Source organism: Caballeronia sp. PC1 (assembly GCF_021353155.1).
Taxonomy (GTDB): Bacteria; Pseudomonadota; Gammaproteobacteria; order Burkholderiales; family Burkholderiaceae; genus Caballeronia; species Caballeronia cordobensis.
The window spans coordinates 113,854-127,849 of record NZ_JAJUBH010000001.1 but is presented as its reverse complement, the minus strand read 5'-3'; the positions used below and the strand labels follow the sequence as shown (position 1 = coordinate 127,849).

5 protein-coding genes and 1 pseudogene are annotated in these 13,996 nt (G+C 56.5%); 1 reads left to right on the top strand and 5 read right to left on the bottom strand.

The window, feature by feature from the left end:
- Positions 1–17 precede the first annotated feature (17 nt).
- On the bottom strand, positions 18–998 hold the full coding sequence (locus LY284_RS00595) for an NAD-dependent epimerase/dehydratase family protein (protein ID WP_014192109.1): 981 nt from the start codon (positions 996–998) through the stop codon (positions 18–20).
- Entirely contained in the window at positions 995–1,858 is an 864-nt protein-coding gene (locus LY284_RS00590; RefSeq protein WP_014192110.1) for a glycosyltransferase family 2 protein, read from the bottom strand. Before LY284_RS00590 ends, LY284_RS00595 begins: the two co-directional genes overlap by 4 nt.
- Before the next feature lie 194 nt (positions 1,859–2,052).
- Between LY284_RS00590 and LY284_RS00585 the strand changes: the two are divergent.
- Positions 2,053–2,340: pseudogene (locus LY284_RS00585) on the top strand (hypothetical protein); the annotation flags it as partial.
- Positions 2,341–7,795: 5,455 nt separating this feature from the next.
- On the opposite strand, the gene LY284_RS00580 reads toward LY284_RS00585, so the two are convergent.
- The 3 genes from LY284_RS00580 to LY284_RS00570 all read right to left on the bottom strand — a co-directional run bounded on the left by LY284_RS00580 (position 7,796) and on the right by LY284_RS00570 (position 13,839).
- The gene (locus tag LY284_RS00580) at positions 7,796–8,272 is read right to left on the bottom strand and encodes a hypothetical protein (protein ID WP_233384113.1); all 477 of its coding nucleotides are present in this window, start codon (positions 8,270–8,272) and stop codon (positions 7,796–7,798) included.
- A 2,793-nt stretch (positions 8,273–11,065) separates the two neighbouring features.
- On the bottom strand, positions 11,066–12,058 hold the full coding sequence (locus LY284_RS00575) for a hypothetical protein (RefSeq protein WP_233384104.1): 993 nt from the start codon (positions 12,056–12,058) through the stop codon (positions 11,066–11,068).
- A 1,100-nt stretch (positions 12,059–13,158) separates the two neighbouring features.
- A complete protein-coding gene (locus LY284_RS00570) occupies positions 13,159–13,839 on the bottom strand; it encodes a hypothetical protein (RefSeq protein WP_233384102.1) in 681 nt (226 codons plus the stop codon).
- Positions 13,840–13,996 lie beyond the last annotated feature (157 nt).

The following is a 13,996-nucleotide window of genomic DNA, read 5'->3' as shown; positions in this document are numbered from 1 at the left end:
GACGCGTATTTTAGCTTTCATGGCTTACGGTTACGAAACCACGCGGCCGTCGCGGCGAGTCCTTCGTCGAGCGATTGCGGCGCCTGCCAGCCGAGCGTCTCGCGGATGCGGTGCGAATCGACGCGCAAACTACCCGTCAGACGATCGATCTGCGCCGTTTTGCCCGCGACGCGCGCGAGGCCGCGCAATACGCTCGCCGGCACCGGCACGAGGCGCGCCGGCTTGCCGAGATGCTCGCCGAGCTTGCGCGCAAGCTCCGCCACGCTCGGATCGTAGCCGTCGGTCACATGGAACACGCGGCCCGCGGCGGCTGGATTGAGCGCGCATTCGATGGTCGCGCTCGCGAGATTGTCGACGGACACGAGACTGCGCCGCGCGTCGATCGCGCCGAGCGGCAGCGGCATGCCGCGCGCGATCGCGTTCATCATCGCGAGGAAATTGGCGCGCACGCCCGGGCCGTACACGAGCGGCGGCCTCACGATGGCGATTTCCAGCCCCGTACGGCTGCCGAATTCGAGCAGTTTCACCTCGGCTTCGGCCTTCGAGACGCCGTAGGCATCCGGCGGATCGCGCGCGTCGTCTTCGGTGAAGGGACGGCCCGGATCGCGCTCGCCGAGCACCTTGATGCTGCTCATCAGAACGAAGCGCGTGACGCCGGCGCGGCGGGCGGCGTCGGCGGCGGCGAGCGTGCCATCGACGTTGATCGTCCGATACGCTTGCAGTAGCGCCTGCGATGCCGAGGTCTTCTGCGCGGCGGCGTCGCCCATCATGTGGACACGCGCGGCCAGGTGGATGACCGCGCCGCAGCCTTCGAACGCGTCCGGCGTGAGCGCGCCGAGATCGCCGATGCGGCGTGCGTCGACGCCGGACTCGCACTGCGCGCCGCCCCGCACGAGGCCCGTCGCCGCGATGCCGCGCCCGAGCAACGCACGGCTCACCGCCCGGCCAACGAAACCGTTCGCGCCGGTGATGGCGATGCGCCCGCTGGCTTCGCTCATAGCCACTTCCAGCCGAAGCGGTTGAAAAAGCGGCACGCCGAGGTCACGAAGAGCTTGATGTGCGTCGAGCCTTTTTTCGACGCGCCGCCGCCGTGATGCAGGATGCGCACCGACGGCACATACGCGATGCGCGCCACGCGGCGTGTGCGCAGGCTCAGGTCGTAGTCCTCGAAATAGAGGAAATAGCGCGGATCGAAGCCGCCGAGCGACTTCAGCACGTCGGTGCGAAAGAGCATGAAGCAGCCGCTCACGATCGGCGGATCCCACACGACATTCGTCTCGCCGATCACATCGCGCATCTCGTAGCGCGCGAGCCGGCGCGCGAACGGCCTGCGAAGCGCAGACGGCAGAAAACCGCGCACGAAGAGATCGAGGACGGCGGGATAACGGCGGCAGAGGAACTGCTGACGGCCGTCGTCGCCGCCGATCCACGGCGCGAGCAGGCCCGTTTCCGGCGAATCGCGCAGAAAGGCGAGCGCGCGGCGCAGGCCGTCGGCATTGAGTTCGACGTCCGGATTCAGGATCAGATGAAAGCGGCTTTGCGCGCGCTCGATCGCGAGATTGTGGCCGCGCCCGTAGCCCACATTGCCGTGCCCTTTGAGCACGACGGTGTCGAATTCGGCGTCGGACGGGGTCGGCAGGTCGGCCAGTTCGCCCGCATTGCCGTTGTCGATCAGATACAGGCACGGGCGCCCCGCGACGTCGTGCAACTGCGCGAGCGCGGCTTCGAGCGTCTCGACGGTACGCGCGAGCAGCGCGGCGTCGGGCCGGTAGACCACGATCGATATGCTAAGAGCGATGATGGAATCGTTGGAATCGGACGGATTTTCCGATTGGCTTTGCGGATCAGTCGCGTTCATCGGACAGAAAGGGCGTCCGCGCCACGAAAGGAAAACGGACCGCATCGACGAGTGAGAAACGTCGAGATTGTCCCCAATGTCGCAGTTTTCGGCAACCGCAGGGCGCGCGTCATGTTTCCGTCAACCGATGCGCAATATTACCGTGCGAAATTCTGCCGGAATGTGGATTTTTCTGCCGCGTTCGAATCGACCGTATCTTCGATCGCGTGTTCGCCATCGACGAGCATGTCAATTTCTCGGCGCGTCGCAAGCTCGACCGGCTCGTGGCCGCGTACGGCGAAAAAGGCTTCGACTACGTCGGCAACTCGCACGACGACATCGCCGTCTGGACCGCCGCCGATCGCGCCTACGTGGTCAACCCCCATGCGGGCGTCATGCGCGCGGCGAAAAAGCACGACAACATCGAACTGGTCTTCAAGAATCGCCAGCCGACTTACCGCGTTTGGGCGAAGTCGCTGCGCCTGCATCAGTGGCTGAAGAGTGCCAATTATCGCGTTCAAAAACGTTATGTGCTCCACACATTACCTAAAGCGACAAGACACGAGCGCCGAAATATTGTGACTCAGTCGTGCCGAAGATGCGTTTGGAGCCTCCCCCGCGGATTGTCGCGGTGCTGCCGACCCCATCATCATATACACCGTGGCCCAGATGGCACAATGATGCGTCCTTTCGGACTTGCAGCGAATAAATCTATTTTTCTTTTCGCTTATGAAGTTCGCGCCGCCGGCGCCAGTGCCGAACAGCACTGATCGGAAGAAGCGCTCGGGACTGTAGGCGCGTGTTGTGACGTCGCGTGCTCGTGCCTTAGTGACGGTGGCAATTCCGGCAATAAGTGCGAAGACGGAAACTCGTATGTATCCGAACTGCGAAGTTGACCCATTGTCTAGACTTCCCGGCATCGTTGCATCCGAACGCTTTAGCCTGAAATTCTCGAAACACGAATGATTCACGCGACTAAGATTGCGCGCTCATATTAGAATGCTTGAAACATCGCAAACCAATTTTCTTCTCCTACAACGACACTTGATTCCGATGTGAGAAGCCATGGCAGCGCACTATCCACACACGTGCACTTCTGGCTCATCTTAAGTCGAGACATCTGGCTTATCCCAAGCTCTACAGCCACGCACTGCATTGTTTGACACACCTTCTGTTTAGCGTCGCTCCCTCTAATATCGCTCCAGGCTTACCGCATGTCGACTTTACAACTTAATAAATATCCGAATTCGAGGTGAGCTCGCGGCACCGCGATCGAATACGTCTGGTACATCGGTGCAGGCCGATACGGGAAAATCGTCGTTGAGTGGATATGCAACTATTCACGTCTAACGCCAGAGCATAACTTGGAGCCACATCGAAACAGCACCTAACGATTGAGCCGTCGGAAGATGCGATTCATTTTATCGAAGACCAGGGAAAATTGAGTGTTGCCAGACAGCCGGCTCACTTGCGTTGCAAACACTCTTCGATACAACGAAGGATTGAGAACGTCTCCGAGCGGTCACACTACCCGATCTTCATGCCAAATTTTCTATCTCCGGCGACCGCTCATCGAATCAATGCACTCGACGGCGCCCGTGCAGTCCCATGCGGACTGCCCGTTCAATTCTGCGTATCCTTTCAGCGTAGAATTAACTTTGGTGCAATGAAATAACGCTCTGGCACGTTCATCCCCTATTGGTTCCGCGGCGCCGAAATGATGCAGCGTCGGAAGGCAGACGCCAGCGGCGACTCCAGTCACTAGTGCAGTCTTGATAGTATGGCAATTCGCACGCTGTTTCTTCCGTCCCAACGCAAGGCGCTGTCTGATTGGTCCCATATGTGGCAGAACGTATTAGACGCGCGCGATTCAATATCTATATCGCAACGGCGCATCGTCCGCACACCGAAATGGCCAATTCGTCCGCCAAGACGCATCCCGGCCGGCTCTCCCAATCGGCATGTTGGCTAGATCTTGGATTAGGCCACGCGCTTGCTCGGACAGCGCTGGTCGTCGCTCGCGAGGCCGACCAAATGATGGGCATAAACTGAAGCTGCTCTCCTTCGCGCCTTCGAACAAATCAGCATCTCATTGGCACTTTAAATCGGCAAGCGCCCAGCGTTGGCCATTCACGAATCAATTTCGCTTTGTGCCGGTTCTCCGCTTCTCCGCCCCTTCTGACAACCGTGACCAACGACTTACCCGCTCTGGAAACTGCAAAAGCCTGTCCGACGCTCACAGTCTTATCAATAAAATTTTGAAAGGTGGCTTTAGCTCCGTGGATGTTGAATGTGCGCATTCAATTCTGACCGACCTCAGTCCAGTTGATTTAGAATAACCGCAACACTGCATAATTAAAGATCAAACTCGAAACGAGTGACGTTCTTCTCGATCGCAATGCTAGCGTACGCGCGACAATCAATTCGGGAGCTAGCCGCATTCAATTTTGCGCCGCGGTTATTATCGCCGTTGCCGTTCTGAAAATATGCTGCGAAGCCTAGACAAGCACTCGCGCATCTGTACCGGCAATGTGGTCCGCGCCGAGAAAACTAGCGTGGTTCCGAGCAAGAGCCGTCCTGCCAGGTATGGCCTAGGGCCGACCGTCGCCCCGACGTCGTTGGATTCCCTTCGGGAACAACCTAGCGACACCGGCTTAGACCAAAAAAAGGCGAGCGATCGCATACGGGCTGTTTGATTCTCGCTGTGGGCGCAATCACCTCATCGGACTCCCGAGGCGATTCCAATAGCGCAACCGGACCGTGCCTCATGTCGCGGTTTGCGATCTCAAACCGCTTTGAGGATTGTGCGTTGCTTTGGACAAACCAGGCCAGGCTCTTGAACGCTTGACAACGGACCAACGACGGGTGCGAGTAGAACCGGCGAGGTCACCGGAGTTAATGACTCGACACGATTGACTTTCGACGACCACCTTTCGCTTTTAACGTCCTACTCCGGGCGCAAGCGAACATTGGACAATCTCGTTGAGTCAGCAACGAGAGACGAAACTCAAAAGCTACCCCTTTTTCGAAAGCTTTCGCTCGCTCGCATGCATATATACCCCGTTATAGTGCACCTGACCGTCGGCTCTGGACTGCCTATGAAGAGTCGGCTCGACGGCATGAAACCAAATTGCACAGAAGCCCCTGCATCGCAAATGATCACCGATGAACTGTCAAAGACTCGAAATCACAAGAGTAGTAACTGCTCCTGCCTCGTGACCACAGGCGCTATCCCCTTTCTTGGAGTGCGACTTCAGCCTTCAGCGTCATGAACCGCAGATCAATCCCACGGCAATTCCCTGCTTCTCAACTCGAGCGTTTTCTTCGCTGCGGCGGGCAAGGCAACTTTGATGCAAAAGAAGAAACTCAACGATGAAATGACCACATGACGACTTCATTGCAAATAAAGATAACCATCAACGAGTTTGTCACGCCAGACTTGTTCCGCGCCGTGTCTGCCGTTCCGAATCCAAGGCAACGAGCGTCATTACTTAAGCGCCTCGCCCAGGACGCGCTGCGCAATAGCGTTCCAACCAGCCATCCAGCGCCCGCTGCGACGTCCGTTACGGCAGGCACCAGTGTAATGCCGCAGGCCATTCGATCAGGAACTGAGCCAAGTTCTTCTTCCATTAAGCCCGGGTGCCTCTTCTCCGAGACAGGCGTTTTGGACGAAGACCGGAGGCAGTTCGGATGCACATCCGACGTTTCGTCGGCTGCGGGCGCCCCACAAACGCTGCAGCCCATCGAAGGAACCCGACACAATCTCGTGACGGCCCCCCCTCACAGCGTGAAACCGACGCGTCTTTCGCATCAATCGCCCCTGAGTGCGAGGCGAGCGCGACGAATTCGACAAAAGGACCAACGATGCCTGCGCAACCTGTCGAATTCGATGAGACGCCCTATGCGGACACTATTACCCGATCGAGCCGCGGGCGTGGGCTTTTAACGCGCGCGTTGGTAACGGCGGCGCTTGCTATGGAGAGAAGCGGATACCGGCTCCGTCGCACCATCATCGGCCGGGAAAGAGCAGCGAAGAAGATAATCGGTAAGTGATGGAGCAGCCTTGCACCCCCGCTGCTCTCTGCGTGGGACCGATCCCGCTCCTGCTTGATTCCGTTCTTCTGCTTAAGGACGAGTTGGGGTAGAGACCATGCTTCCCGTCACTCACAGATCGGATACGAGCGCTTGATACCCTTGTCCCCTTTTATCGAGTCTTCAAAACGCCTGCCACACGTGCCAATGCGTTGGCTCTGACACTCACGACGGTCACTTCTCTTTAGCGCGCGGTGTAGGCGCAAGGCTGCAGTCCGCGTCATCTGTCGCCGCGCTTGGAAGCGAGCCGCGCCACGTGTCATATGGGTCCAGGTAAGCGGGATTTCTGGCGACTTGCAGGCGCCTTCAGGCTCCTCGGCGTCTCCGCTTCGCAGGAAGCAAAATCACGGGAGGCTGCCCCTTGACTCGGTTCGCAGGCACGTATGAAGCGTCGCTACAGCAAGCGATTGCATAGACAGCTTTGGCCCTTTGCCCTTACCGACCGAGATTCGCCATCGCTGATGACACCGATCAGGTCGACAAGGCGCTTACACTTTGGCGACGCAGCGCGCTGTTACGCCTTTGCTGTTCGTCCACATATCTTCGCAATCTGGGAGTTTGCATACAACCAGATTGACATGCGACGCTCAAAGATCTTCCGAAACGCCGTGTCGCCGCTCCGATGCAGACGAGTATGAGTAGGCCCTGTGGCGTGTCGCCAATGTCCGAACACCAACACCTTGTCGCCTTCGTCAAGCGTTCGTAGCCATTCGGGTCGGCTCGTCCACACCTCAACTTGGGTTAGTTCCCCCACGTTCGTACCACGGACGCAAGGCGTGGCTGCGGGACGCTTGAGCTTTAGAACATACAACGACCGGTCCTTGCGTGAGATGGTCTGGATCGCCAACACATGGCCCACGAGAGCAACAGGAAAGGAGACCGATGTTTGACCCGTCCAGCGATAGGCTGCAAGGAAACGCTCCTCCTCATAGTAGAAGTCGTTCCAACACACGGACGCCCCATTGAAAACCAACTTAAGGCGATCCCTCAATTCGTTGTCATCTCCACATAGCGCGCGAAGTGAAATAACTCTCTTCGCAGTGTTAAGGTATGCAGATAGAAAACTTCGTGGATCATGTGAGAAAAGCGGGCCGGTTTGATGCGTTGCACCGATTGCTTGCCGGAGTGACGCGTGCGCCCGGGGAGCGGTCAAATCGCGCACATCATTGAACGCGAGGAGACGGAAGCAATAGCGTTCTTGTTCTAGCGCGTGCAAGAGACCGAGCGACCGACGTGCAATCACTTCAACCTTATCGCAGACGTCGAAGACGCACGTTTTCTCGTGTGTGCATTTCGGAAGCAGACGGAAGTATCCTTTCACCCAGTGAACCTTACCTCTGTTTTCGCGCGCATGTGGCGGCACGTAGGAAACGGGAGCGCCGCAACGCTTACATTTCAACGCCTTCGTTTCAGCGAGAGAGGCGATTTCGTCCGCGACGATTTCTCGCCCCTCCATCGTTACTGCGGATCCCTTCTTTACGACCATAATTTTTCTCCTACGCGCTGCGGCGGCGGCGCCGTTTTCGATGAGTGGTTATTTGATGTTTTTTTCCGACCGTTCATTGGCAATGCAAATTAAATAACCGTCTATTCGACTACGAGACGCGGGCTAGACACTGGTGTTTGCAGTGACAGCGCGAACGGTTACAGTCGTGTAGGCTGCGACTTGCGCTGAAATGTGCAAGATGAGATCCGCTCTTTTGTTCCCTAGCGAATGTGATTGGCAGGGCGATTGGGGCTAGCCGCGCCGTACGGCGCGGCTAGCCTTCAACGAAAAATTGCAGGCGCGCTGACAGCACGCCTGGTGATCAATGGGCCTAGCGCGATGCTCCGCGAACCCAACGAGCGCAATGACGAACTACAAGGCTAGCGACCCGGCGTATGAACGTCCGAAAAGCAAATGTGCCCGACCACAAATAGCGTCAGCGATGTGAAGCAAAGCAAAGCCGTTTCAATGATTACTCGCAAGTCCCAGGTCTTCGTCGCGTAGACCAAATAGCCTGCACCGATCAGCGCCCAGGCGCTCAGCAAATGGGCGAACCGTCCATTAAGCCGGCGCTGAGACTCAGTCGGCGCTTCAAAGAGTCGCAGTCTGGACAACCACCGCTCGCCAAGGCTAAATTTCGCGCCTAAAACATATTCACCGTCCTGTTTGCGTTCAACTCGATAGGTGACTCCGTCTACCTTGACCCTCATACTGTTCTGTCGCTCCGACTTCTCTAGGATGCCGAGCAACGCACTCAGACGCGGCGAGAGCGTGAGACGGGATGACGTCTGCACCACGACATGATCGGTCAGATCCAAACCGCCTGCATAACGGACTTCCAGTACAGCGACTTTCATAAAACCTCCTTAGGTGGAAAGGTGCATGCCTTCGGCGGTATGCCAAAAGCGGACTACAACGGTTAAAAAAACGAAGGCGCCGGTATGCGCGCCGCTATCAGCTAATCCCATCGCCCCTTAAGCTCAGACACGACGGAAATAAAGTAGAGGTGCAGCGGCGTGCGAGTCGTCGCTGTAGATAAATGTCCGGTCTGACTGATCGGCATCAGGAAAGCGACCGACAATGGTGGCAACACGTCGGACGCGCTCGCGAGGGCAAGCGTGTCTTTAGTTCCGCCGGGATCGAGAGATGAAGATCTGGTGACGGACGAGCAGAAGCCGCTCGCCTGATATGTCGATGCGTTAAAACGCGGTGGGTGAATTCAATATAGACCGACAGCCATTCTCAGTGAGGCTAAAAGCTTCGCAAAAAACGGCGTCTTTCCGGTTTTGCTCGCACCCGCGCCGGCCTCTATCCGGAACGGGGATATGACCCGCCCTTGTGGCGGCGGGTTGCCCGAGCTGGAACGACGCTGCGCTCCCCTACCATTAGCCTCGTTTCGCTATATCGCTTTCGCTGTATTTCGTTCCGATTCTTCGTCGCGTCACCGTCTTTTTCTCAAACGATGGGTCAGCACCGCCCGAGGATCGATAGCGCGGCTGACCTCGCCGGAATGACCGCATGTCCGATCTATATGGGTGTCAAGTCGCGCTGCGTCCAGATAACGCGCATGTGTTGCGCGGAAATTGATCAATCTTGTGCGCAAAAAGTAATGTAGATCGGACAACGCTAGAACGCCGTCGGGTGCCGTGGGATGAAGGCGACAGTCCGCCTCCGCGAATATGGCGATGCTCTCGACCGGACAATCGTGCTGAGAGAGCACTGACCGTAGATGGCGCACCGCCGGCTTTGCGCGCCGTAGAGGCGACGTGTTCACCGTGACGCCGCCCAAATCATCAATCACGAGCAGTTCATCTTCGTTGGTCCCGGGCCTGACCTCGCCCCTCCAATCGTAGTAGTTGACGACAAAAACGCCGAAAGACGTAACAGCAAGACATTGGACCAATGTGGTCGCGTTTGCGGTACCCGGCGCATGTTCGAGGGTTAGCTCTTCGCGAAAGCGCACTTGGCTCTCACATACGCGGTCGAATATGGGCGCGATTCGGCGGCGCAACCGGCGACAGACGCGCCGACGGCGTATGCGAAAGAACGAATCGGGCTCTTGCCGATGAGTGAGGTCATCGGCGCCGCTTCGCATTCGATCGTTCAACGAATGGGATGCGGATTCTCGATTCTGAACTGGATCTCTCATTTCGTTTCTCGCTGTTGGTTTATTGCGGTCATCAATCAGTCTTGGCAGAGCGCTGCAGGTTGATGGACGACGCTTTGCTAACAGATCCTCGTTCGGTGTCGCCCCCACCGAGCAAAGAACATTGAGCGATAGGCATCGTGACGTCGAAGATTGCTTGCGATCCTGGTTATCGAGCCAGAGGTCGCGCGCAACCGATAGTGGCGCGTGAGTCCCATTGCTTCGTGATAATTTCGGTTTTGCGCGTTTCAATCAGTGAACGTTCACGCACATTCCCGGCGACATGATGCTTCCGCATTCAGAAGGTTTCGAAGGGCGCATAGACGCCTCATCTGTGCGGGGACAAGGCAGATTTCTTTCTCTAAACGCTCGAGCCGCCTAAGCCAGTAGGACCGATCAAGGTAAAGCGGCAGAGGCTGTGCATTCGCGCTTAGGATGTGGCGTATGACGCTTTCGAGATGCGTCAATTCGGCGTCCGCGCACCGTGAGGGCCGCTTCAGGTCGGACGCTCCGGACCCTGCGATGGGTTGCCGCCTTATCGCACGCATGATTTGGCTCCGCGAGCGCGAGTGCGTTGCGCGCGCATCGGGTCACGCGTGCGTGCTCGGGACCACATAAGGCGCGAGATACGCTGCTTAGGAACGACGCTTTGCGCTCGTTGTGCGGGTAACGCATGACATAGACGCTTCTTTGTTGGCATAGCGGTGGAGAACTGGTTTGACAAAACCAGCATGCCTGCGACGAATAGAAGTCAAGGCGCGGCCTCCATAACGTTCCGCATGCGCTTCGCATAACTAATTGTTTTGACCGAAACGAGCGGATGAATGCAATGCTCGCATGCTATTGGGGTCTTGTTTTCCGGTTCAGAGTACCCGTGGCTCGACGGTAGGCTTGTAGTCTCCAGCCGATGTCGAACAGCGCGTCTCAGGCGCATGGTACCGGAATGGCGCAATCAGCCACTCCCCTATCACCAATTCCGCTGCGTGGGCCCACGCAGCGGAAGAGAATAAGCCCTCATTTCCGTGTCCGCGCGACGTCCTCGCTGACGGCACATCGGTAAAGTGACATTCCGCCTTTCAGGCGTCCTCGCACGTCAAGATTTTTGTGAGTAAACGCGCGACCATAGAGAGGACGAAACTGCGCCGATGCGCCTGCACCAATGCGTTAATGCTGGCGGCGAACAGCGAGTCATGAGCGATGGGTTGCCGATCGCTGAGCAATGATTGGCGCGACGCTGGGGGCCATCGGCGTTGCGACGCTCGGCTGACATCCAAGATTGACGGTTGTCGATCGAACCATTTCCCGCGAGACGACTTGCGGCGACATCATCTGCGGCAACGCTATCCGGATAGCGGCACTTTCGAGAAATGACGCACAGAAGCTTGGCGCTGATTGGCCCAACGCTAAGGCACATTGTCGCTGCGGCGCTCGGCACATCCAAGATTGACGGTTGTTGATCCAAGCATGCGAGACCCGTCGTCCAGCCCATCGTTAAATGTGATCTTCAGGAGGGACGGGGCGCAAATGTGCTGGGCACGCGGGCGAGCAGGGCTTTATTGAAGATGCCACCGAATTCGCGCATAAACTCAACAAGTTCGGCATTAGTAATCCGCTTTTTCAGAACTTTGCTGATCGACTTCTCGATCTCAGCACGGTACTTCCAGAGAAGCTCCGAATCTTTACATTCGATCACCAGCCGATTTCGGCCTCTTCCTTTCCTAATGCGTACACGAGTGAAAGCCGACGGCCGGATATTTTCCGCGTTGAGCTCAGAGAGAATGTTCGCTGCCGTCCGGCCGCTCGCGTCGAACATTGACTCCACGCGACGTGCCCGTACAAGCATCTCATCGAGCCCCAGTTCGTCCTTGAGCGTGAGAAGTCGTTTCCCAACCGCGAACGTTAGGTCCTTCTCATAGAACAGATGACGAACTGCGTCGGGAAGCTCCCGAATCGAAACGGCAACGCTAACGTTCCGTCGTGATACGCCGAGCGCCTTCGCACAGGCACTGAAACTTGCCCACTCTCCATTCGTCACCCCGAGGTGATAGCGGTCGGAGATGTTTTTAGGCAGATCGAGCACGCGGGCCACGATCTTTACGGGGTCTTGCCCCGACCAGCGCAGCATTTTCTTGGAATTCAGTGCTTGGCCTTTAACAATCTTCAATACTGTTTTATTCGAATGCTTTGCATTGGTCGCCCCGCTCTGCCGGATACGGGCGAGCACCGTTTTGATCCCATCATGAATGATTGTATGGCGAATGACTCGAACGGTGTGACTGCTGATTCCAATGCGGTCATCAAATAGGTCGAGCACCTCATTGGGCAACTCTTGAAGCTGCAATGCCAACGACAAATCTCCCTGGCTCACGCGCAACGTGCTCAACGCGCCGAGTTGCGTATTCCACTTCCCTTCGTTGAGTCCTTCTTGAAAATTCTGCGCAAGCCGTAAGCAACTGCGACGGCTTATCAAGCGATAAGGTCTTTTTGATGTTTTCATCTGGTCTCCTTTGTTCAGCGTCTGGATGATCGCATACTTGCTGCTAAACTGAGAGAGTTGTGAAGATGACGCCACAAACTTTTTTTAATCTGAGCGAAAGCCGTATAAAAAACACCCTCTTTTAACTTTTTTCTTTTCAAAATATTTACTAAGATCATCGAACAAGTGAGTCGAGTGCATCGCAGTAAGATGATGGAAGCGGCGACGGATACCGCGTCCGCTACCAGACGCTGCGAAATTCGAGAGCAGCTTGTGCGTCAATGAAAGTTGCCGTAGAATCCGACATTGATCCAGGCACTGCGACTTCGACGACTGGACTTTCAAACGCAGGTCAGCAATTCGCTGCTTTCGCTGACAAAACCCCTCCGCTGTTTTCGCTGTAACCCCCTTCTCGATTTCACCGTTAGTCAGCCCGGCAGAAGTTCGTCCGGATAGCATTGCTTTTTTCAGTGATGACGCGCAGCTAACCCGTTGATTTTCATGTGAAATCTGCGAAATATTGCGAAATCGTCTGCGTGTAGCCAATGGCTCATTTTTCGCTTACGCCAAGTCTTTCAAACGCAAGTCAGCAGTTTGCTGCTTTCGCTGCCAAAACCCCGCCGCTGTCTTCGCTGTAACCCCCTTCTCGATTTCACCGTTAGTCAGCCCGGCAGAAGTTCGTCCGGAGAGCATTGCTTTCTTCAGTGATGACACGCGGCTAACGCGTTGATTTTCATGTGAAAAAATAGAAATATTGCGAAATCGACTGCGTGTAGCCAACGGCTCGTTTTCCGCTTACGCCAAGTCTTTCAAACGCAAGTCAGCAGTTTGCTGCTTTCGCTGCCAAAACCCCTCCGCTGTTTTCGCTGTAACCCCCTTCTCGATTTCACCGTTAGTCAGTCCGGCAGAAGTTCGTCCGGAGAGCATTGCTTTTTTCTCTGGCGACACGGATCTAACCCACTGATTCTCATGTGAAAACTGCGAAATATTGCGAAATCGACTTCGTGCAGCCAACGGCTCGTTTTTCGCTTACGCCGAGTAGTCGGCGCAAGCGTCGGAACGAAGGCGATGAAAAAATGCGCGTCTGTGCCAACGTGCCAGAGCGACGCTCGCCCTATTTATCAGGACCGGTGCGCGTCACGCTCGGCTTGTTCGACGGCGTGATCCCAACTCTGGCATCCTTTCCGTAGACGTGCATTGATCTCGTTGACGTCAAAGAAGGACCAGTTGACGGCACTGTAGCGATCGTAACTTTGCCGCAAGAACTGACTCAGTTCGTGCAGTTTGAAGATCGCGGTGGGAACCCCAAGTTCGATTGCGCAAGCCTCATGCGTGGCGATGGCGATCGCCTGCACTGGGCATTGCAAATCCGACAGAAGGGCGGAAAGAAAGTGAACGGCGGGTGCCGTACGCCAAAGAGGACATGGAAAGGTATGTGCTGCGCCCGACTCGCTCAGGACGATCATTTCGTTGGCCTTCTGCGAAGAGGAAATGATGCCAACGACAGGGACGTGCGTGATTACAAAGACGCCGAAGCGAGTGACGGCTACACAGTCCACGTCGACGCCCTGCCCCGAAAATCCTTTGCTCGTGAGCACGAGCATGTCTTCATGGAGAGCGTAACGGTTGACCAGCAACGGGGCCAGAATGGCTCGCAACTTCCGCGAAAACTCGGCGTAATCACGCCGGCGCTTCTTGAGCGCCGGCTCCTTCTCATAATCTTTGGGATAACCGAGGTAAGCTTGGGTCGGAAAGAACGGGGTGGTCTGCTCTTTAGCGCGTGCGGGAGTTTGTTTTGCCATCGATTGAAGCTCCGTTGTATCTGGCGAATCGTTCAGCCAGCTCTTGTCGTTGGGGTGCAACAAGAACAATCGTAGAGTCGATTGCGAGCATCGAGAGCATGGAATGACGCCGAATTCGATAGCTCTTTCGCCGCAGCCAGCGAATGCTGCCGCGCGC

Bases quoted from the DNA above. Each gene is read 5' to 3' on its own strand.
- LY284_RS00595 (WP_014192109.1), bottom strand. From the start codon at position 998: ATGAGCGAAGCCAGCGGGCGCATCGCCATCACCGGCGCGAACGGTTTC.
- LY284_RS00590 (WP_014192110.1), bottom strand. From the start codon at position 1,858: ATGAACGCGACTGATCCGCAAAGCCAATCGGAAAATCCGTCCGATTCC.
- LY284_RS00580 (WP_233384113.1), bottom strand. From the start codon at position 8,272: ATGAAAGTCGCTGTACTGGAAGTCCGTTATGCAGGCGGTTTGGATCTG.
- LY284_RS00575 (WP_233384104.1), bottom strand. From the start codon at position 12,058: ATGAAAACATCAAAAAGACCTTATCGCTTGATAAGCCGTCGCAGTTGC.
- LY284_RS00570 (WP_233384102.1), bottom strand. From the start codon at position 13,839: ATGGCAAAACAAACTCCCGCACGCGCTAAAGAGCAGACCACCCCGTTC.